The sequence below is a fragment of the uncultured Shewanella sp. genome (assembly GCF_947501225.1).
In the GTDB taxonomy this organism is placed as follows: domain Bacteria; phylum Pseudomonadota; class Gammaproteobacteria; order Enterobacterales; family Shewanellaceae; genus Shewanella.
On sequence record NZ_CANMUW010000019.1, the window covers coordinates 37,706 to 60,366 of the forward strand.

The window sequence follows — 22,661 nt, forward strand, 5'->3', positions numbered from 1 at the left end:
GGGTCTGTTGATTCGCTTACCATCACTAAAAGGTAAGAAGCTTTTTGTTACAAATAGATCTGACAGTGAACAAAGAGTTAGCCAGATTCCTGTATAAAATGTGAACTGAATTTAGTTTCATATTTTTACTTCTGAAAATTTTAATTCTAGGGGAACTAATCTCCGCTATTGTTAATCGAAGTGAATACAGCTCGCGTTACACTTATTGAGATACGCATACTTTACTAATCATGGAAGCGTGTTGCTGTTTCAGGCCAGTTTTGAAAGCACCTATACCAGAGCAGTAAATAGTCAACATGACAAGATCGAGCGTCACTATCACAAGATATCACACGCTCATGGTTAGAACAGATTTGAACAAATTAGGTAAATTAATATGCAAAACCCGCACATTCTGATCGTTGAAGATGAAGCCGTTACCCGGAACACGCTAAGAAGTATTTTCGAGGCCGAAGGATATGTGGTAACTGAAGCCAATGATGGCGCAGAAATGCATAAAGCCATGCAGGAAAATAAGATCAACCTGGTTGTTATGGATATCAACCTTCCTGGTAAAAACGGTCTTTTGTTAGCACGTGAACTTCGTGAGATCAACAACATAGGTCTAATCTTCCTAACAGGCCGTGACAATGAAGTCGATAAGATTCTGGGACTGGAGATTGGCGCCGATGATTACATCACCAAGCCATTCAACCCACGTGAACTTACCATCCGCGCTCGTAACCTGCTGACTCGCGTTAGCAGCACAGGTGCCGAATCGGAAGAGAAAAGTGCCGTTGAGTTCTATCGCTTCAATGGTTGGAGCCTTGAAATTAACAGCCGCTCTCTGGTTAGCCCGCAAGGTGAGTCTTACAAGCTGCCACGTAGTGAATTCCGCGCTATGCTGCACTTCGTTGAGAACCCAGGCAAGATCCTAAGCCGTGCAGACCTGCTGATGAAAATGACAGGTCGTGAGCTTAAACCACATGACCGTACTGTCGATGTTACCATTCGTCGTATCCGTAAGCACTTCGAAAGCTTACCTGATACGCCGGAAATCATCGCGACGATTCACGGTGAAGGTTACCGTTTCTGCGGTAACCTAGAAGAAGCATAAAAGGAGAAGCATAAAGCTAGCGCTTATCTTGCTACTCAATAAAAAAGCCAGTCGCTAGACTGGCTTTTTTGTGTCTGGAACACTTATGCCGATTTGCCAGGGATGGCAATAAATTGGCTTTGTGTCTGGAACAGACTAAGCCATAAGCTATAAGCTATAAGCTATAAGCTATAAGCTATAAGCTATAAGCTATAAGCTATAAGCTATAAGCTATAAGCTATAAGCCATAAGTAAAAAATGACTAGATCTTCATTTATTCACTTACAACTTAAAACTTAAAACTCTTATCTGCTCTTACTTCAACTCTCTCTGTAGAAAGTTTGCCAGTGAACGATACAGATGTGTCCTCACCTTTTCGCCACGCATGGAGTGCTTTGAACCCGGATAATCTATCATCTGAAATAGCTTCCCCTCATCCTGCAACGCCTTATATACCTTAGTGCTGTTCTCAAACAGCACGTTATCATCGGCCATACCGTGGTACATCAACAACCCGGATTGATAGTCCTTCACATAGGGAAGCACACTACTCGCTTCATAGCCTTTAGCGTTGTCTTCGGGGTGGCCAAGGTAACGCTCGGTATAATGGGTATCATATAGCGCCCAGTCGGTCACAGGTGCGCCTGAAATTGCCGCCTTGAAGTAATCCGAAGCCTTAAACAGTCCCATCAGAGCCATGTAGCCACCATAGCTGTGTCCATAGAGCGCAATATTATCACTGTCAACATAGGGCAGCGTTCTTAAGTAATCCACCCCCGCTTTCTGATCGTTAACCTCTGCCTCACCTAACTGCTTATAGATCACATGTTCAAACCGGGTTCCACGGTGGGCCGAGCCACGGTTATCCAGCTGAAACACCATAAAACCTTGTTGAAGCAGGTACTGGGTAAAGTAATCATGCTCACTCCAGCTGTTCACGACCAGTTGCGCATGTGGGCCGCCATAGACACGCACGACCACGGGGTACTGCTTATCTTTACTGAAGTTTAAGGGTTTAAACAGGCGATACTGCAACGCTTGACCATCTTCGGCCTTAACCCGGCCAAACTCGGGCACCTGCCACAGGCCCAGATATGGATAGAGCGGGTGCTCTGAGTCGAGTTTATTCTGCTCTACCCAGGCAAGATGCTGCCCCTTATTACCGTGTAAACTAACCTGAGGTGGCTGTACTAAAGCACTGTAATAATCCAGATATACAGCTTCATTCTCTGCAAAAACCACAGAGTGCATACCGCGTCGCTGACTGATTTTTTCAATATCACCTCCGGATAGAGAGACGCGATACAGGTGTTTCTCGACGGCGGTATCTTTCCGGCCTGTAAAGTAGAGCCAGCCGGCTTTCTCATCGACAAATTCAACACCATCTACCACCCAATCACCCGATGTCAGCTGCCTCTTAACTTCGCCCCCTAAATTAATGAGGTAGAGGTGGTTGAAGCCATCGCGCTCGGAAGCCCAGATAAAGCTCTCCTGTTTCTTCAGAAAGTGAAGATCATTATTCAGATTTACCCAGGCATCACTTCGCTCTTCAACCAGAGTTTCAGACGTCTGCATGCGGTCGATATCAACCACCCGCAGATCGAGTCGCTGTTGATCGCGGCTTTGCCACTGGTAGGAGAGACGCTTACTGCCCGGTAACCATTTCACTCGCGGCAGATAGATATCCTGCTCTTTTCCAAGCTCCACCCAGCTGACATTTTTATCTGTCAGTTTGATAACTCCCAATGCAATTTTAACATTACTCTTGCCGGCATAAGGATAGCGCTGCTCGGTGAGCTTAATGCCATCGGCATAGATCTCATTGCGGGTCACCAGCTCTACACCAGACTCATCGATACGGGTATAGGCAATGGCACTCTCATCCGGCGACCACCAATAGCCGGTCATGCGGTCCATCTCCTCCTGAGCGACGAACTCGGCCATGGCGTTTTTAATCGCGCCGCCACCATCGGTTGTCATCGCTGTCACTTTCATATCTTTCAAGGATAAAACATAGAGGTTTTGATCGCGTACAAAGGAGACATAGCTGCCTTTGGGTGAGAGACGGGCATCGGTGACAAACCCTTCGCCTGTCGGCAGAAGTGTCACCTTGTTGTCACTCAGCGAGTAGTAATACAGCGCGCCGGATGCAGGAATCAAAATGGCCTGACTATCTTCTGACCAGAAGTACTCCATGATCCCCTGGCCATAGATACGTTGACGCTCGCGTCTCGCCTTCTCCTCATCGGAAAGCTCACCTATGGTTAGCTTGTCCGCATCGAGCAGGATAGATTGCTTACCCGAGCCGACATCCATCTGCCACAGGTCATAAAAATGCTGATTATCCTGCCGGCCTGCCAAATAGGTCACCCGCTTTCCATCGGGAGAGAGTTTCAGTCCTCTGGGGCTTGTGCCCGTCAGTGCCGGCGATGCATACATGCGCTCGATGGACAGAGGAGTACGTCCCGCTTCGGAGATGATCTTCTGCGTCTCACTTGCGACAATGCCCTGATTAATTTGAGCCTGAGACAGCTGAGCAGAAGTTGCATTTACCTCACTGGATATAAGCATAGGCACCGCCATAAGAGCTGAGGTTATCCATGTTTTTGTCATTATTATTTCCTGGACCTGAATCTATCTTAGTTATACAGCCAACTATCACATATGTTAGTTTTTGTGATGGTTGAGCAAAAATCTTGCCCGTCATTGTGCACTAAAGTCTGATAAAACAAAAACTGTCATTATTTGCCACACATTTGAGCCCTCCCTACGCTGAAAAAAGGTTCGATCTCAGGTATGATCTGCACAAATAACAATTTACCGACCTCAACTCGAATCCAAACTCGAAATTGTCATAGGAAATAACATGCAGACCTTGGCCCAAAACCTGACATCACAAGGGGTAAATGCCTCTCTGACTCAGCTTATTCATACTCTAGCTAACACCTCTAAAGAGATCAGCCATGCCGTTCGACACGGTGCGCTTGCCGGTGTACTGGGGGCTACAGAGCAGGAAAATGTTCAGGGTGAGACACAGAAGAAACTCGACGTTATCACCAACGATATGCTCAAAGATGCACTGAAGGGCGATGACACAGTTCGTGGCCTGGCATCTGAAGAGGAAGATCATATTGTCGAAGTCGGCGAAAAAGGCGATTACCTGGTCTGTTTCGATCCTCTCGATGGCTCATCGAATATCGATATTAACTCATTAGTTGGCACGATTTTTTCGGTGTTGCCGGCACCTGAAGGTGAACTGTCCGAGTCCAGCTTCCTGCAGGCAGGCCGCAAACAGGTTGCGGCTGGTTATGTACTCTATGGCCCGTCGACCATGTTAGCCCTGACTACCGGTCAAGGTGTGCAGCTCTTCACCTTAAACCCTGAGACCAACGAGTACCTGCTAACCACCGAAGCGATGAACATCAGCAAGGATACGGGAGAGTTTGCCATCAACATGTCTAACCAGCGTTTCTGGGAAGCTCCGATGCAGACCTATATCAGCGACCTGCTACTGGGTTCCATAGGCCCGAGAGAGAAAGCCTTCAACATGCGCTGGATAGCTGCCATGGTGGGAGACGTGCATCGCGTGTTGTCACGAGGCGGCATCTTTACCTACCCCACAGACAACAAGAATCCACAAAAACCATACAAGCTTAGATTGATGTATGAGGCTAACCCTATGTCATTCCTGGTCGAGCAAGCCGGCGGTAAGGCATCGACTGGCTATGAAACCATCATGGATATCCAGCCCGAGGAGATCCACCAGCGTGTGGCTGTGATCTTAGGTTCGGCTAACGAAGTCGATGCCTGCCTCAGTTATCACGAACTGGATTACAGCGAAGAGCCTCAGCTATAAGCTGTAAGTAACAAAAAAGGAGCCCTTGGCTCCTTTTTTTAGAAAAAAATTCTGACAATGATTAGTTTGCGTTAACTAACACTCGCATTAACTAGCACTCGCTTTAACTAGCACTCGCTTTAACTAGCACTCGCATTAACTAACATTAGTGCTCTCGAATATCTTATCCGCCGAAGCAGCGACGAAACCGGTATAAAGTGCTCCGTCTGGCTTTGGATAACGCAGGGCGAACTCATAGAAACAGCTTGGGATCTCTTTTACGGTATCTTTGAAGTTCACCTCCATCTTATCTGCCATGGTCGAGGATTGTTCGAGTAACACCTCAGCAGATCCCTTCACCTCACCGCCGGCAGAGTTGAGGGTAAAGCCTCCCCTCTTAAGCGCCTCATTGACATCCAGAATATTGTTATACCCAGGTAGATGATTAATCGAGACCGTGAAGTGGTTAGCACGGTAGCCAAATGCGGCAACCCAGGCGGCGTACTCACTCTCTGCGAGTAAGGTTTCATAGGTCTGATAGTCTAACTCCCAATGGCGGCCTGAATAGAGGAAATTATCGGCCGTTGTGGCTGGGTCCTCGATCTGCTCAACCAACCCCTTGATAATTGTCTGCAACTCTTCGCTGAACTCTTCCACAAGCAACTCAGAGATAAACACTTTCGGTTGAGTCGAATCGGGGTGCTCAAAATGCTTGGCTTTAAGCTTCTTGGCTTCAAAATAATAATCGCCACTATCCACATAACCTAAGGCTTCGAAGTGGGCAGACAATACCGCCAGATTGACCTTCTCAATATTAAACGTCCGCAGGGCAATGTGGTCGTTAATTATGGTTTCCCCATTGGACAAGAGTTGATGGACCTTCGCGGCCGAAGGCGTCATTTCCACATAATCATTCCATAGGGCGCCAAATAACTCATTAATATCTGTGTGCATCAATTATTTCCTTAACTGCTTCGTGTCGCCTATCGTTTTTTTTTGCAGGCGATATATTTATTATTTTCACGAGATAGGTGTACTGAGGGTAAAGGAACCTTCTTTCCTGTACCGCTTAAAAAATGGGGAAATACCGTAACGGTATTTCCCACTGACTTTCATCTAACCAAAAGTTTCATATAACGTAAAAGTTACGCTTTAGATACTCAAACCCGGGCTTAAACTAGCGGGTAAGCTAACTTCATCGGCTTCGACTGAAGCGACCGGATAAGCACAGTAGTCGGCCGCATAGAAGGCACTCGCTCTATGGTTACCCGAAGCACCTACGCCACCGAAAGGAGCCGCACCGGAAGCCCCGGTTATCTGCTTGTTCCAGTTGACGATACCGGCACGAATACGCGCCAGAAAATACTCATAGTCGTCTCGGCTATCGGCCAGAATACCGGCTGAGAGGCCATAGCGGGTGTTGTTCGCCAACTTGATCGCCTCATCGAAATCCGTATAACGCACGACCTGAAGCAGAGGACCGAAATACTCCTCATCGGGCAGCTCGATGACTTGCGTCACATCGATCAAGCCCGGAGAGACCAGACCCGTTCCCTGCTCAATATGGGTTAACTCCACTAATGATTCTCCCCCAAGGTTCACCAGGTTACGCTGAGCCTCAACCATGCCTTTGGCGGCAACGTCTGAGATCATAGAACCCATGAACGGCTGAGGTTGAGCATTCCAGGCCCCTACCTGAATTCGCTTAACGGCGTCGGTAAGCTGAGCCAGCAAGGCATCGCCTTCAGCCCCCTTTTCCACATACAAACGGCGGGCACAGGTACAACGTTGACCCGATGAGATATATGCCGATTGGATGATGTCATGCACAGCGGCCTTAGTGTCTTTAACACCTTTGATGATAAGCGGGTTATTTCCCCCCATCTCTAGCGCCAGAATTTTACCTGGGTCGCCGGCGTACTGCTGGTGCAGGATATGCCCTGTACGAGAGCTTCCGGTAAAGAACAGGCCATCAATTTGCGGGTGAGAAGCCAGTGCCTTACCGGTTTCAACTTCCCCCTGAACTAAGTTGATAACGCCCGCCGGCAGTCCCGCCTTCTCCCAAAGCTTTAACATCAACTCAGCAACTTTCGGGGTTAACTCTGATGGCTTAAAGACAACGGTATTACCCGCAAGCAGTGCAGGGACAATATGCCCGTTAGGCAGGTGCCCCGGGAAGTTATATGGGCCAAATACGGCAACGACACCATGTGGCTTATGACGAAGAACAGCGCGCCCGGCCGGAGTGTCATTCTCCGTAGTACCTGTACGCTTATTATAAGCCGCCACAGATAAGCCAATTTTGCCTATCATGGCACCGGCTTCTGTCGCCGTTTCCCACTGTGGCTTACCTGTCTCCTGAGCGATAACCTCGGCAATCTCAGCTTTATTCTCTTCAAGCTGAGCACGATAGGCTTCAACAATCGCAAGGCGAGCATCAAAACCTAACATAAACCAATCAAACTGAGCTTCACGGGCAGCTTCTACCGCGCTATTAACCTGTTCCGGGGTCGCAGTCTGGCTACTCCAGATAACATCATTATTTGCTGGGTTCTTTGATGTCACGGCGTGACCTAGGCCGGCAACCCACTGGCCTTTAATAAATTGAGTCATATTTGTTCCTACAAAGCCAATACACGGACTTCATCGCCCTGCTCGAGCAGTAAAGCCGCTGCGAGTTCAGGAGAGATAGTCACTTCGTTACTCCCCTCCGTCAGCGAGAGTGCCGCTGAGGTTGCACGATAATTAGCTAGTTGTGTATTTGAGATAATAAAGTTGGTATCAGATTCGGGGGCATCACCGATATTCACGGTCAATAAGCGGCTCTCTTTGACGGAACGAATATCGCTGAGATTACACTCAACCGTCGGGCCACCGTCGAAGATATCGACATATCCCCGGCACCTGAACCCTTCGGCTTGCAGTAAGTTCAGCGCGGGACGTGTATTAGCATGTACTTCCCCGATGACTTTCTGAGCTTCTTCCGGCAGTAAGCAGACATACACGGCATTTTTAGGCATCATTTCAGCCATAAACGCCTTCTGTCCGAGTCCGGAAAGGTAATCGGCCTCGATGAAATCGATACCTAAGAAGTGCCTCTGCAACCAATCATAAAATGGCGAATTACCATTTTCATCGCTTTCGCCACGCATCTCCGCAATCACAGTTTCACCGAAGCGCTCTGCGTGTTGGGCCAAAAACAGAAAACGACTCCGTGACAGCATTCGGCCGTTATTATTCTTTCGATATGAGCTGCGCAGGAAAAGCGTACAGAGCTCAGCCGCACCTGTGTAATCGTGACACAGGGTCAAGGTTTCAACTTCATTTCTCACATCGATCTGTTCTGAGTAATAGACTTCAGTTCCCAATCGATAGTGATAGAAAGCATCTTCCATCCCTACAGCCGCCTCCAGACCACAAGTACCAACGACTTCGCCGGTATCTGTATCTTCGAGCACCATCAGATAGCCTTCGTCGAATGGCTTATCCACCTCTTTCAGAAATGATGCTTCTACGCGGGCAATCTTCTTTCTTAGTAGTTCTTCATTGACCGGCAATGAAGTAAACCCGTGCCCGGATTCTTCAGCTATTTGATAAAGCGCTTCAAAGTCGCTAGATCGGATAGGACGTATAATTAACATCTCAGGATCTCCTCACTTTCACTCGTCGCTTAACGATCCCTATCCTCTGTAAGACAAGTAGATCATAGTTAAGGTTCAAGTATTCCCAATGACAAAAAAAAGAGTGCCGGATAAAATCAGCACTCTTCATGTCATTTAGGCCGCAACGACTTTAGCAACAGCACGTTCAAAACGTACTAAACCTTCGGCGATATCGGCTTCAGGAATAACCAGAGAGGGAGTGAAGCGTACAACGTTTGCACCGGCAATAAGGCTCATTAAGCCTTCGCCTACCGAAGCAACTAAGAACTCCTTAGCACGGCCCTGATATTTTTCATTCAGTACCGCCCCCAGAAGAAGCCCCTGGCCACGAACCTCTGAGAAGACATCATATTTATCATTGATCTTGTTAAGGCCGTCTTTAATCAGTTGCTCACGAACCTTAACCCCTTCGAGAACTTCAGGAGTATTAACCACATCCAGTACCGCATTACCGACTGCACATGCCAATGGGTTACCGCCATAGGTTGAACCATGGGTACCAATCTTAAGGTGATCGGCAATCTCCTTGGTTGTCAGCATCGCCGCAATCGGGAAGCCTCCCCCCAGAGCCTTAGCCGTAGTCAGTACGTCAGGGACAACGTCGGTGCGCATATAAGCATATAGCTCACCCAGACGGCCAACACCGGTTTGAACCTCGTCGAATACGAGCAGCGCATTATGTTTATCACACAGAGCGCGAACAGCTTTGAGAAACTCAGGGTCTGCATCGATGATCCCGCCTTCTCCCTGAAGCGGTTCCATCATGATGGCACAGGTCTTATCTGAGATAACCGCTTCCAGAGCTGCGATATCATTAAATGGTACATGAGTAATGCTCTGCGGCTTAGGACCGAAGCCATCAGAGTAGGCAGCTTGTCCACCGACACTAACGGTGAAGAATGTGCGCCCATGAAATGCCTTGTCGAAAGCGATAATTTGATCTTTTTCAGCACCAAACTTATCCATAGCGTAACGGCGAACCAGTTTTAATGCCGCCTCGTTAGCTTCTGCACCCGAGTTTGCAAAGTAGACACGATCAGCAAACGTGGCATCGACCAGCTTAGTCGCAAGCTCAAGCGCCGGCTCATTGGTCATCACATTCGACAGGTGCCACAATTTTTCGCCCTGCTCTTTCAATGCACCAACCAATGCAGGATGACAATGGCCTAAACAGTTAACTGCTATACCACCGGCAAAATCGATAAACTCATTACCCTCCTGGTCCCAAACTCGGCTACCTTCACCACGCACAGGAATTACTGCCGAAGGCGCATAATTAGGCACCATCACTTCGTCAAATTGGGCTCTTGTCAGGGTGTTGCTTACACTCATACCTTCTCATCCTTTATTATTGTTAATGGCTCTGAAAGCCACTACTTCCCGCCTTTTATCATTATCGTACATATTGATGGCGGTGATTGTTTTGATTGCTTAAGTGACATTAATAACGAAAATGTGATCAAAATACCAGTTTCTTGCACTCAAGTTAGAGCATCAGTGCATATTTAATGCATAAAGAGTTGAGTTTAAGAATTATACAAGCGTTTATACCGGGGGTTTAAAGCATAATTAGTCATAAAAAAAGTTATTCGAGGCCATTATTGCTAAGTATTCAAACTATATGCATAGATAACCGAATAAATAGGCTTGAAGGCAGGGAGTTAATATCATTTTAAGCTATTGCTAACCGGGAATGATGCGTTAACTGCCCACACGCTAACAGAGAGTTAAGAGGGCTAAGAGAAATAGGAGAAGGGACAGCCTGGACAACTGAAGTTTATAGCCATGAACCCGGCTTTAGCTGCCGAGCACTGCCGGCGGTGTCAAAAGCTTAAATAATATCTAATTTACGGTAATTCTGCCCCTTCAGGCGGATCACCTCCTGTTCCGACAGTTCATAGTAATCGAACATCATACTTTTCTCCTGAGGAGTTATCTGTCGCATCTCCTCTAACAGCACTATCTTAGCGAAACAGTTCGCCCTGGCCACCATAGCCGCATCCTCGGAAAGCTCCTTATAACTCAAGTTATTGTCAAGCTCGGCCAGAACCTTTGCCATAGCACTGTCAGTGAAGTTTAACTGATGAAGAAGTTGCCAATTGAGAGAATTTCCATGTTTCAGCACCAGCTGATACACCTTTTCTGCAGGAAATTCGGTTGCAACGACCGCGTCATAAAGCTCTTTGTCCCTGCTATCACTGGCTTCACGCAGCCACTCCCCCCATGTCTGTTCGAACAGTGTCGCGCTATTCTTTAACACCACCGACGCCCCGAGCTGACTCAACAGGGTACAGGTATAAACGAAGGAGCAATCCTTATCGTGGAGCTTAGCTAACGCCTGCGCCGCTATAGCGCTCACAACCGAGTAACGCCATAACTTCCTGGTGGTCCAAAGCATGTTTGCATGGCCTGAAGGCAGCCAATTGCGCAGACAGAAGTAGGGGATCAGTAACTTAAGATTTTCGACGCCGATAAAGTTAAGCAGCAGCTTAATATCGGTCACCTTAACATCGGCCCGTTGCGGCCTGCGGTGTCGGAACGAGGGGCTATTGACTATGTTGAGCAGGTCTCTGGCCAGCCAAGCCTGCTCGGTGATAAGGGGGCTGAGGCGGTTAATATCCAGATTTTTCTTCTGTAAAAGTTCGAGAATAAGCAGCTGGTTTTCATTTATCCCGGAGTGAGTCAGCACAGACTCAGGTGACGATAGTTGATGCCCTATGGCATTGTTGACCGTATTAATCAGTTGAGTGGACACCTCTTCAAAAACCTGCCTGGCCTGGATCTGCTTAGCAAGCCGCTCCAATATGGCTTCACGTTCGATGGCAAGTTTACTGGCATCGGCTTCAAGCTCGGCATCGAGTTCATCATACATAGAGCCTGATTTTTGCTTACCAACAATGAGCTGTTGATATAGCCTATGCTCTATCTCAATGACCTTCCCCGGCCTTACGCCCCCCGCTACCGATATTGCCACAGTCTGCTTTACTCCGCTCAATGCTTATCCTATCAATTTAGCATAATTTACCCCGAATCTACTGATTTGAGAAAGCTTTAGGCTAAACAGATAACTCAAGAGGCTATTTTATACCCGTTCGGGAAATAACATCCAATGAAGGGCATCAATATATCCCCCTCTAATTAAAAAAGGCCCCTGAAAAGAGACCTTTTACCACCAGAGGTGATTGGATTACTTAAGCTCCTGCTCAAATAGCTTATAGATACGTCGATACTCATCCAACCAACTCGAAGGCTGTTTAAACCCATGAGGCTCTACAGGGTAGATAGCAGTTTCAAACATAGGTTTCTCGAGTTCAATTAAGCGCTGTACCAGTCGAACACTGTCCTGGAAAAATACATTATCATCGAGAACACCACTCATGATAAGCAGCGGCTTTTGTAGCCCCTGTGCGTGTTCTATCGGTGAGCTTCTCTCATAGGCCATAGGGTCGACATCGGGAGTATTGAGGATGTTTGAGGTATATGGCGCATTGTAATGCGCCCAGTCCGTCACAGGACGCAGTGCGGCTCCGGCCTGAAATAACTCTGGTTCGGTAAACAGAGCCATAAAGGTCAAAAAGCCTCCATAGGAACCGCCATAGGTACCGACCTTACCGGAATCGACATTAACATTGCTAACCATCCAGTTGACCCCATCTTTAAGATCCTCGACTTCCGGGTGCCCCATATTGCGATACACAGCCGTACGCCAATCACGTCCATAGCCCTTAGAGCCACGGTAATCCATGTCCAGCACCACATATCCCTGCTGAGTCAGCAAGTTATGGAACATAAACTCTCTAAAGTAGCCCGAGAAACCATAATGAGCATTTTGCAGGTAACCGGCGCCATGGTTGAATATCACCGCTGGATACTGCTCGGCTCGCTCTTTATCATAACCTTGAGGCAGATAGACTCTGGCATAGATATCATCGCTGCCATGAGTCGAAGGTACTGCGACGACTTTTGGCGCCTGCCATTGATAGCCTTTAAAGGCATCACTGGTATAGGAGGTAAGTTGCCTTAATTCACCACCTATTGGCTGAATATATAACTCTTCAGGTTCGGTTCGACGAGACGCGCTAAGCAACAGCGAGCTTCCGTCAGGACTTAAAGTATAATCGAGTTGACCATCCCAATGAGTTAACTGCTCATCTTTGCCCGTCTCGATTGACACCCGGTAAACGTTATCTATACCCGGGTGCTGCTTATTAGCCTTGTAATAGATGAATTGGGCCTTAGGGCCTAATGTGATATCACTGACAACGAACTTGCCTTGAGTGAGGGGCTCGGCTTGCTTACCTGAATGCTTAACATAGAGGTGAGAATACCCGGTCTCCTCGGAAAGGTAGTAGAGGTTATCAGTACCCGGCAACCAACCGAACTGGTTAAAGTTATAGTTAACCCAAGCCTTGTCATGGAGCCTGTGTTGGGTCTTTAGGGTGCCTTTATTCAGATCAAGCGTCGCTATCCAACGATCTTTGTTGTCGACAGCTTCGAGCATAATAGCGACCCGGTTTGCAGACTCCTGCCATTGAATTGCGCTTTGAGACCAGCCCCAATCCCGCATCAACTGGATCTTACGAGGTAACTTTTCGCTGCTGTATGTTTCGCCTGTTAACTTAGCATTTTCAGACTTGACCTCGGCAAGGACATCCTCATCGAAACCTTCCAGCCCTTCGATAGTGACATCAATTGAATCATGAGATTGCAGATCCAGTAATACCAGACGCTCGCCCGGTGGGTTGTCCTCTGCTACTCGCGCTCTGGCGGGCACGGCATCGACATAGCCCTCTTTCCCCAGATAATTTGGCATAATGTCATGTTCGCTACGCCAGCTGTACTCTTTATCTACCAGTGAGAGCAGCACATAACGACCATCGGGAGAGAGGCTTAAATCTGATACCGTCTCTTTATCACCCAGATACCACACCTTCGAGGCTATTGTAGGGTCCAGCTTGCCAAGTTCGTTACGGTAATCCTCACTTTTTTTAGCATTATCATGTTGCATTGCAACGTACTGAATCAACCTATGTTGCTGCTTAGCGATATAACTTACAGGAGCCTCAACCCCCTTGGGCTTAGCGGCCATCTTAATGCTGGCAAGTTGCTCAAACATACCCGTATCCCGGTGAATACGATAAATGGTATCTCCCTGCCAGAAAGCGATATCGCCGCCGGTTAGAAAGCGAACCCCTTCTACACCTTTAGTTTGCTTGGTAAGCTGCGTCACCCGCCCCGTCGCCAACTCTTTTACGAAGAGGTTTCCCTGATAGATATATGCCTTGCGCTCCCTGTGTTTATCATAGACTCCGGATTCCTGACTGGCCTGATGGAGCTCTCTGAGGTTGAGCTGACTGGGCTCACCACCGGAGACACTTTGATGATAATAATCCTTGATCGGCGAACCATGGGGCTGACGGTAAAAATAGACAGCCTGACTATCATCACTCCAGTAGGCTCCCTTGGCTAATATTCCCATCCAATCAGGGTTTGCCATAATCTGATTAAGGGTCAGGTTCTCTCCGACCTTAGGTGGCGCAGTGAGTTCGGTTTGAACTTCTCCCCGATTGAGTGGCTGTTGATCAGTTGAAGTGTTTTCACTGCTTGCACAGCCCGCCAATATCGCTATCGCAATAAAACTAAGACCAGAGTTTCGCATCAGTCCTGTCATCTCCCTTCCTTTATTGTTTTTCAATGGACGTCACCACCACTGTTCCGGCGTGATCCATTGCTATTATTTTGCGGGTATTTATATCACAAATGCTGGTGTGTTGAGCGGGGAATATTTATAAAACTTGTAACAGAGGTTTAAGCAAAGGTGGGGCTATAAAGTTGCTATTACTTACAACATTCAAATCTTCCGGCACTGGAAAATTCGCGGCTAAAGCCGCTCCTACACGAAGAGGAGCTAACTTCAGTGATAACTGGCCTTAAGCGTTCAAGAAGTTTTTCAACAGGTCATGCCCCTGTTCGGTCAGTACTGATTCCGGGTGAAATTGAACACCATAGATCGGGAGAGTAGCATGGCTCATCGCCATGATCTCCATGCCATGGACCGGATCGTCATACCAGGCATCTAAGTTGAACTGTTCCGGAACCGATTCGACCAACAAGGAGTGATAACGTGTCACATTCAACGGGTTATTGAGCCGGCAAAACAGACCGGTTTCGAGATGTTCGATAGCACTTAACTTACCGTGCATGACTCGCTTGGCTCTGATTACCTTAGCACCAAATACCTGGGCTATCGCCTGGTGGCCCAAACACACGCCCAGGATAGGCAGCTTCCCGGCAAAGTATTCGATAACCTGGAGTGAAATCCCCGCTTCATTTGGACTACATGGACCGGGTGAGATCACCAGATGAGTCGGTGACAGGGACTCTATCTCCTCAATGGTGATCTCGTTATTACGCTTAACAATAACCTCCTGTCCCAGCTGCTGAAAGTATTGCACCAGGTTGAAGGTAAAAGAGTCGTAATTATCGATCATCAACAGCATAAAGAGTCAGATATCCTATACAGAAGCATATTATTTTAACAGGCCGAAGATGCTACCACAGAGTGCGGTCTGGATCACCTCACCAAGCACACGTGAGATGAGACTCTTAGTATGTCGGCATACCTCAGAACATGACGCATAATTGATATAAAAAAGCCAGTCATCTGACTGGCTTTTACAAAGGATAATAGCTACTTAACCAATGTGAGATGACCGCGACGTTTAGGCTCGGGTGCTTGAGGAGTTTCCTCTTTCACTTCAGTCTCAACCGCAGTTTCTTCAACAACGGATAAACCGGCTTCAACGGACTCATCTTCAATCTGGTATGCTTCTTCCATATCGAAAACGGTACCGGCACCGTTTTCTCGGGCATAGATAGCAACAATTGAAGCCATCGGTAAAACAACTTGCTGAGGAACACCACCAAAACGGGCACTGAACTCAATAAAATCATGTCCAATCTGCAGGTTGCCTACAGCTGAAGCGGTAATATTAAGTACAATTTGACCATCTTTCACATATTGTTGCGGAACTTGAGTACCAGGCACATAGGCATCAACAACCACATGTGGCGTTAACTCATTATCCATCAACCAATCATAATATGCTTGAAGCAAGTATGGACGGTTCGGGGTCATAGGTTTCATTTAGATACCCATGCGCATTTCGCGCTCGGCCTCAGTTAAAGATGCCTTAAAGGACTCACGGTCAAACAGACGCGTCATGTAAGCCTTAACTTCTTTAGCTGTACGCATATCCAGCTCAATACCCAATACAGGTAAACGCCACAGTAGTGGGCCAAGATAGCAATCTGCTAAACCAAACTCTTCAGACATAAAGTAAGGCATCTCGGAGAATACCGGAGCAATAGCGGTTAAGCTCTCCTGTAACTCTTTGCGAGCCGCATCGGCACGATCACCACTTCTGATACGGTCAACCAAGGTATACCAATCTGTTTCGATTCGGTTCATCATTAATCGAGTACGACCACGAGACACCGGATATACAGGCATAAGAGGCGGATGCGGGAAACGCTCGTCCAGGTACTCCATGATGATGCGTGAGTTATATAGTACTAACTCACGATCGACTAACGTCGGTACTGTGTTATAAGGGTTCAGTTCGATTAGATCTTCAGGCATCTCACTTGGATCAACCTGTAGTACATCAACAGTCACCCCCTTTTCAGCCAAGACGATACGAACTTGGTGACTATAGAGATCATCTGCACCTGAATACAGGGTCATGATTGAGCGTTTATTGGCAGCAACAGCCATTGATACCCTCCGGGACTTATAAGTCAAAAGCAAAAAAACAAAAAGCAAACGAGGGGCAAAGCCCCCCGTTTACAATATGCGGATAATACATTCTAACCTTTAAAAGGGTTAGTGTACATCTTTCCAGTACTCTTTCTTCAACAGATAAGCTATCACGAAGAAGATAAACAGGAAGCCCATCACCCACCAACCTAAGCTTTCACGCTCAAGTTTTACAGGGTCACCGGAGTAGACCAAAAATCCGGTGATATCTCTTACAACCTGATCATACTCTTCAGCAGATAGTTTTCCGCCGGTGGCAACCAAGGTACCATCTTCCTGTTTAACCGGCATACCCTGAAGGTGCTCGAGCACATGAGGCATACCCACAGAAGGGAATACCGTGTTATTTACACCAAATGGACGGCTTTCATCTTTATAAAAACCCTTCAAATATGTGTAAACCCAGTCTGCACCTCGAACACGGGCAACCAAAGTGAGATCTGGTGGCGCAGCACCAAACCATTTAGCCGCATCGGCCGGTGGTATTGCGTTCTGCATCAAATCTCCAGGCTTAGCATTCTTATCGAACATATACTTACTGCGCATATCATCGATTGAGATATCTAAATCTTCGGCTACACGGCTATAACGCTGATACTGAGTGCTGTGACAGCCGGAACAGTTGTGCTGAAACAGATCAACACCACGTTGCAGAGACTCCTTGTCGTGAAGATCGATGTTAGCACTCTCTAAGTGTACATTCGAACCACCGGCAGCAAGCGCTAAAGATGGAACTAAGGTAACTAATGCAATGAGTAATTTTTTCATTAGTGAGTCAACCTCTCTGGAACAGGCTTAGTCTTCTCATTCTTACTGTAAATCCATAACAGTAGGAAGAAACCGAAGTAAGTCAGAGTAAAGATACGCGCAGCGATTGTCAGTGCAGGTGTCGCTGGAACAGCACCTAAATAGCCCAGTACGATAAACGATACGGCGAACTGACTGATGTTCAACTTATGGATCATGCTACGGTAACGAATAGACTTAACATTACAACGATCTAACCATGGCAGTACAAACAGAACTGCAATCGCAAGCCCCATGCCTACTACACCCAATAACTTATCGGGAATCGCACGCAAAATGGCATAGAAAGGTGTAAAGTACCAAACAGGTGCAATATGCTCAGGCGTCTTCATTGGGTTAGCCGCTTCGAAGTTGGGCTTCTCAAGGAAGTATCCGCCACCTTCCGGCATAAAGAACAGGACGTAGCAGAAGACAATCAGGAAGCCTGCGACACCCATGATATCTTTCACAGTATAGTAAGGGTGGAATGGAATACCGTCTTTCGGCCAGCCATTTTCATCCTTATTCTGCTTAATCTCAATACCGTCAGGGTTGTTTGAACCCACTTCATGTAATGCGATTAAGTGTAGGAAAACCAATACAACCAGAACCAGCGGCAATGCGATGACGTGCAAGGCAAAGAAGCGGTTCAATGTCGCACCGGAAACCACGAAGTCACCTCGGATCCACAGCGTTAAGTCATCACCAATAACCGGGATAGCACCAAACAGTGAGATAATAACCTGAGCGCCCCAATAAGACATCTGCCCCCAAGGTAGCAGGTAGCCCATAAAGGCTTCAGCCATCAACACGAGGAAGATAAGCATACCGAATAACCAGAGTAGCTCTCTGGGCTTCTGGTAAGAACCGTAGATTAAACCACGGAACATGTGCAGGTAGATAACGACGAAAAATGCCGATGCGCCGGTAGAGTGCATATAACGCAGTAACCAACCGTACTCAACATCACGCATGATATATTCAATCGAAGCAAAAGCACCTTCAGCGGTTGGTACATAGTTCATTGTCAGCCAGATACCTGTCAGCAACTGGTTAACCAGTACCAACATGGCTAATGAACCGAAGAAATACCAAAAGTTAAAGTTTGTCGGCGTTGCATACTGACCTACATGACGATTATAGGTCGCCGTCATCGGAATGCGCGCATCGATCCAATCAACAATATTCTTAACCATTAGACTGCTCCCTGATCAACACCGATGAGGACATTACCATCGTCGATATACTGGTGAGGTGGAACAACCAGGTTCAGTGGTGCCGGAACCCCCTGGAAGACTCGACCGGCCATATCAAACTTGGAACCATGACATGGGCAGAAGAAGCCGGAAGCTACACCCTCGACCTGTTCACCGAAGGTGTCAGGCAGGTAGGTAGGAGAACAACCTAAGTGAGTACATAGACCTACGGCAATAAAGAACTCAGGATTGATAGAGCGAACAGCATTTTGTGCATAAGCAGGCTGTTGCTCTTCTGCCGATGCCGGATCGCGTAGTTGATCATCGAGAGTGGCGAGGTTTTTCAAGACCTCTTCAGTACGACGCACAACCCATACAGGCTTTCCGCGCCATTCTACACGGATCAGCTGACCCGGCTCTACTTTACTAATATTTACTTCAACCGGCGCACCTGCAGCTTTCGCTTTGGCACTCGGATTCCATGACTTTATAAAAGGAACCGCTACAGCGACGGCACCTACACCACCTACTACGGCAGTGGCTGCGGTCAGAAATCTGCGACGTCCGGTATCGACTGGCGCATTGCTCATCCACTTATCTCCAGAGAGTGTTGGAATTTTTGTTTTAAATTATTTATCGAATATAGGGTTTAAACCCAAAACTCAAAAACGAAACTTGAGGCGGGGCTCATTATAGCCAAAAATTAGAACCAGATCATAGTAAAACAGATAACAAAGTTAACTATGTTAGAAAAATAACCGTTCCAGCTCAAAAAACATGCGAACTTATATACGAATTAAACAAAAACAGCTCAATAAAAGTGGATAAATAACAATAACATTTATCACTAAATTAGTAGGTTAAGAAAGGGAAACAAAAAAAAGCCCGACCAAGGTCGGGCTTTTAATTCAAATGGGTTTATTTACCTTGAGAGCTCTTCATATATTTGAAGAATTCGCTATCGGGCTCTAACACCATAACATTCGAATCACCACTGAAACTTTGTTTGTAGGCTTCAAGGCTTCGAATAAAGCTGTAGAATTCAGGATCTTTATTGAAAGCTTCTGCATAGATTTTAGCAGCAGTAGCGTCACCCTCACCTCGAACCTGCAACGCCTTACGCTGCGCATCGGCAAGCTGAACCGTTACAGAGGCATCGGTCTTAGCTCGAATGATCTCAGATTGCTCCATACCTTGTGCGCGATGCTCTTTCGCTACAGCGGTACGTTCTGCACGCATACGCTGATAGATACTCGAACTCACGTTAGCCGGTAAGTTGATCTGCTTAACTCGAACATCGACAACTTCGATACCTAAGTCTGCAGCACTCTCAGAGGCATTTTTCAATGCATCTTGCTGAAGCTCATCACGGCTACCTGAGACAATCTCTTTAATCGTCCGGCGACCAAACTCGGTACGAAGATCGTTATTGATCTTACGCTGCAGTAGCGACTCGGCGTTGGCCTTGATACCACCATTTGTCGATAGGTAGTACTTTTCAAAGTCCAAGATGCGCCATTTCACATAAGAATCAACCATAAGGTCTTTCTTCTCAGAGGTAACGAATCGATCGGCAGCACCATCCATTGTCTGAATGCGCGAATCGAGAAACTTAATCTTATCGATCATCGGCAGTTTCAGATGCAAACCTGGTGCATAAATTCGAGTCACACCATCATCTTTCAAAATTTTACCGAATCGTGAAACTATCGCTCTTTCACCTTCGTTAACAATTAAGATAGAGGACAATATTACGGCAACCAGTACCGCTGCAATAATCGCAGTTAATCTACCCATTCTTAGTTCCTCCCCTGGCGAGTTCTATCGCTACGAGACGGACGTGAATCGAGCGGCATGCTGTTCTGACCAATAATCTCATTGGTCGGACTCATCGATGAGTTAGAGCTCACTTTGCGGGGCTTACTGTCAGACTGAGTACCTTGCATTAACTTATCCAAAGGCAGATACATCATATTGCCACTGCTCTTAGCATCGACAAGCACCTTATTGGTATCCTTCATCACAGACTGCATAGCATCCAGATAGAGACGTTCACGCGTCACCTCTGGTGCAGCTTTATATTCAGGAAGCAGTAGTTCAAAGCTTGCAACTTTACCTCTTGCCTCTAATATTTCGCGTTCTTTGTATGCATTGGCCTGCTGCTCCATTCTTTGAACCTGACCACGAGCCTTAGGTTCAATCGCACGAGCATAAGCCTCAGCCTCACGAATGAAGCGCTGCTCATCTTCCTGTGCAGAGATTGCATCATCGAAAGCATCCTTCACCTCTTCAGGTGGACGTGCCGGCAGGAAGTTGACATCGACAATGTTAATACCTAGGTCGTAAGGTTCAATGATACGCTCAACCTCTTCCCAGGTATCGCGGCGGATCTGATCACGACCAGTCGTCAAGATGTCATCCATCTTGTTATGACCGACAACATAACGCAGCGCACTGTCTGTGGCTTCACGCAAACTTTCATTGGCATCGACGGCACTGAACAGGAATCGATATGCATCGACAACACGATATTGAACGTCGAGCTCAACTAAAACCACATTCTCATCGGCCGTCAGCATGCTACCTGAAGCAGGAATCGAACGAACCGTACTCACATTAACCGGAAATACTTGATCGATGAAGGTCGCTTTCCATTGTAAGCCAGGTTCGACTTCACCAATGTATTCACCAAACCTCAATGCGACACCTTTCTCCGCTTCCTTGACTGTATAGAAACCCGATAGTCCCCAAACAACAAGTGCGATACCTAAGACAATGATAAGACCGAAAGAGCTAACGCCAGCTCCTGAGCCACCGCCTTTTCCACCACCGAAGCGTTTCGAAAGGTTACGAAAAACCTCATCAAGATCTGGTGGTCCCTTATCGTTACCGTTTTTATTTCCCCAAGGGTCTTTCCCCTTGTTACCGGGCTCGTTCCAAGCCATTTAGCACTCCATAGGTACGTGAAATAAATGAGATGACTAAAAACCTACTCAACTGCCGTATTTTCTACAACAAAGGTCTCTAACTCCCCTTGGCTCTGTTTCATGAGTCGGTGCCAGTCGGCCTCCAACAAACGAACAGATAAGATACAGTTCCCCAGATCGTCGTACTCTTTCTGCTGTATCACATCAAGTTTGTAAAACTGACCAAGATAATGTCCAGCTGCCGCCGGAATTTTCAAGGTTAACTCTAAGGTAGTCTTACCAACAATAGCGTTGATAGCTTCCTTTAGCTGCTCCAAACCCTTTTGTTGCTGGGCAGAAACCCAGACTCGTGTCGGCATGCCTTCGGAGTCATAATCGATCTTCGGGCTTACATCCTCTAACAGGTCAATCTTATTACAGACGACCAGTTGCGGAATCTCTTCGGCACCAATCTCCTTGAGCACTTCCTGAACCTGCTCAAAATTATCCCCCATCGCCTCATCGGCACAGTCGACAATATGTAGCAAGAGATCTGCCTCTCGTGTCTCCTGTAGGGTTGCCTTGAACGCAGCAACCAGATCATGGGGTAGGTGTCGGATAAAACCTACGGTATCAGCTAAAATTATCCCACCATCTCTCAACTCTAACTTTCTCAAGGTAGGGTCGAGTGTGGCAAAAAGCTGATCCGCTGCGTAGACATCGGAAACCGTCAGCGAATTAAACAGTGTCGATTTACCCGCATTGGTATAACCAACCAAAGAAACGGTAGCTAAATCACTACGGCGTCTCGAGCGACGGCTCTGTTCCCTCTGTTTATCCACCTTATCTAAACGACGGTTAATCGTTCTGATCCGTCCACGCAACAGGCGTCTATCGGTCTCAAGCTGAGTCTCCCCAGGCCCCCTGAGTCCAATACCACCCTTTTGTCGCTCAAGGTGGGTCCATCCTCGTATCAGGCGTGTCGACATATGGCGTAACTGCGCTAGCTCCACCTGCAACTTACCTTCGTACGTACGAGCCCTTTGAGCAAAAATATCTAAGATGAGTGTGGTGCGGTCAAGCACGCGGCATTGGCATAACTGCTCAAGGTTTCTCTCCTGAGCAGGACTCAATGCATGGTTAAAAATCACCACGTTCGCTTCTGTAGCCGCAACCATCGCAGCCAACTCATCTGCCTTTCCCGAACCCACGAAATACTTTCGATCCGGTGAACGGCGGCTCCCTGTTATAACTCCGATTGACTGGGCCCCAGCCGACTCTACCAATAATTGGAGTTCGACTAGATCCTCCCTACTATCTTCATCGGAAAAGTCGATATGGACAAGGACCGCACTCTCTCCCGCCTCATAACGATCAAACAA

At 47.2% G+C, this 22,661-nt stretch carries 18 protein-coding genes; 2 read left to right on the top strand and 16 right to left on the bottom strand.

Features of this window, described 5'->3' with window-relative positions; genetic code table 11:
* The first annotated feature begins 376 nt into the window (after positions 1-376).
* Positions 377-1,096, top strand: coding sequence for a two-component system response regulator ArcA (arcA, locus tag Q1B47_RS19295; protein WP_299797490.1), 720 nt, complete (start codon positions 377-379; stop codon positions 1,094-1,096).
* 294 nt (positions 1,097-1,390) lie between these two features.
* Here the strand turns inward: arcA and Q1B47_RS19300 are convergent, their stop codons facing one another.
* Positions 1,391-3,688, bottom strand: coding sequence for a S9 family peptidase (locus tag Q1B47_RS19300; RefSeq protein WP_299797493.1), 2,298 nt, complete (start codon positions 3,686-3,688; stop codon positions 1,391-1,393).
* A 253-nt stretch (positions 3,689-3,941) separates the two neighbouring features.
* On the opposite strand from Q1B47_RS19300, the gene Q1B47_RS19305 reads away from it, so the two are divergent.
* Positions 3,942-4,931 (top strand): class 1 fructose-bisphosphatase, encoded by a 990-nt coding sequence (locus Q1B47_RS19305; RefSeq protein ID WP_299797496.1) that lies wholly within the window; start codon positions 3,942-3,944, stop codon positions 4,929-4,931.
* Between the two features lie 135 nt (positions 4,932-5,066).
* Here the strand turns inward: Q1B47_RS19305 and Q1B47_RS19310 are convergent, their stop codons facing one another.
* The 15 genes from Q1B47_RS19310 to hflX all read right to left on the bottom strand — a co-directional run bounded on the left by Q1B47_RS19310 (position 5,067) and on the right by hflX (position 22,661).
* The gene (locus tag Q1B47_RS19310) at positions 5,067-5,864 is read right to left on the bottom strand and encodes a DUF1338 domain-containing protein (RefSeq protein ID WP_299797499.1); all 798 of its coding nucleotides are present in this window, start codon (positions 5,862-5,864) and stop codon (positions 5,067-5,069) included.
* Between the two features lie 198 nt (positions 5,865-6,062).
* On the bottom strand, positions 6,063-7,523 hold the full coding sequence (astD, locus tag Q1B47_RS19315) for a succinylglutamate-semialdehyde dehydrogenase (protein ID WP_299797502.1): 1,461 nt from the start codon (positions 7,521-7,523) through the stop codon (positions 6,063-6,065).
* 8 nt (positions 7,524-7,531) lie between these two features.
* Complete coding sequence (gene astA, locus Q1B47_RS19320) at positions 7,532-8,551, bottom strand: arginine N-succinyltransferase (RefSeq protein ID WP_299797505.1); 1,020 nt, start codon at positions 8,549-8,551, stop codon at positions 7,532-7,534.
* Between the two features lie 135 nt (positions 8,552-8,686).
* Entirely contained in the window at positions 8,687-9,904 is a 1,218-nt protein-coding gene (locus tag Q1B47_RS19325; protein ID WP_299797507.1) for an aspartate aminotransferase family protein, read from the bottom strand.
* Positions 9,905-10,403: 499 nt separating this feature from the next.
* Positions 10,404-11,546, bottom strand: a complete 1,143-nt coding sequence (locus tag Q1B47_RS19330; protein WP_299797562.1) for an HDOD domain-containing protein — start codon at positions 11,544-11,546, stop codon at positions 10,404-10,406.
* Positions 11,547-11,759: 213 nt separating this feature from the next.
* On the bottom strand, positions 11,760-14,243 hold the full coding sequence (locus Q1B47_RS19335; protein ID WP_299797511.1) for a prolyl oligopeptidase family serine peptidase: 2,484 nt from the start codon (positions 14,241-14,243) through the stop codon (positions 11,760-11,762).
* A gap of 259 nt (positions 14,244-14,502) precedes the next feature.
* A complete protein-coding gene (locus tag Q1B47_RS19340; RefSeq protein ID WP_299797514.1) occupies positions 14,503-15,072 on the bottom strand; it encodes an aminodeoxychorismate/anthranilate synthase component II in 570 nt (189 codons plus the stop codon).
* Positions 15,073-15,263: 191 nt separating this feature from the next.
* On the bottom strand, positions 15,264-15,719 hold the full coding sequence (locus Q1B47_RS19345) for a ClpXP protease specificity-enhancing factor (protein ID WP_299797517.1): 456 nt from the start codon (positions 15,717-15,719) through the stop codon (positions 15,264-15,266).
* A complete protein-coding gene (gene sspA / locus Q1B47_RS19350; protein WP_299797520.1) occupies positions 15,720-16,349 on the bottom strand; it encodes a stringent starvation protein SspA in 630 nt (209 codons plus the stop codon).
* A 108-nt stretch (positions 16,350-16,457) separates the two neighbouring features.
* Positions 16,458-17,159, bottom strand: coding sequence for a cytochrome c1 (locus tag Q1B47_RS19355; RefSeq protein ID WP_299797522.1), 702 nt, complete (start codon positions 17,157-17,159; stop codon positions 16,458-16,460).
* Positions 17,159-18,373: a cytochrome bc complex cytochrome b subunit gene (locus tag Q1B47_RS19360; RefSeq protein WP_299797525.1), complete on the bottom strand. Its 1,215-nt coding sequence runs from the start codon at positions 18,371-18,373 to the stop codon at positions 17,159-17,161. Before Q1B47_RS19360 ends, Q1B47_RS19355 begins: the two co-directional genes overlap by 1 nt.
* Entirely contained in the window at positions 18,373-18,963 is a 591-nt protein-coding gene (gene petA / locus Q1B47_RS19365; RefSeq protein ID WP_299797528.1) for a ubiquinol-cytochrome c reductase iron-sulfur subunit, read from the bottom strand. Before petA ends, Q1B47_RS19360 begins: the two co-directional genes overlap by 1 nt.
* A gap of 328 nt (positions 18,964-19,291) precedes the next feature.
* Entirely contained in the window at positions 19,292-20,170 is an 879-nt protein-coding gene (gene hflC, locus Q1B47_RS19370) for a protease modulator HflC (protein WP_299797531.1), read from the bottom strand.
* Positions 20,171-20,172: 2 nt separating this feature from the next.
* Positions 20,173-21,318, bottom strand: coding sequence for an FtsH protease activity modulator HflK (gene hflK, locus Q1B47_RS19375; protein ID WP_299797534.1), 1,146 nt, complete (start codon positions 21,316-21,318; stop codon positions 20,173-20,175).
* Positions 21,319-21,362: 44 nt separating this feature from the next.
* Positions 21,363-22,661 (bottom strand): ribosome rescue GTPase HflX, encoded by a 1,299-nt coding sequence (gene hflX, locus Q1B47_RS19380; protein ID WP_299797537.1) that lies wholly within the window; start codon positions 22,659-22,661, stop codon positions 21,363-21,365.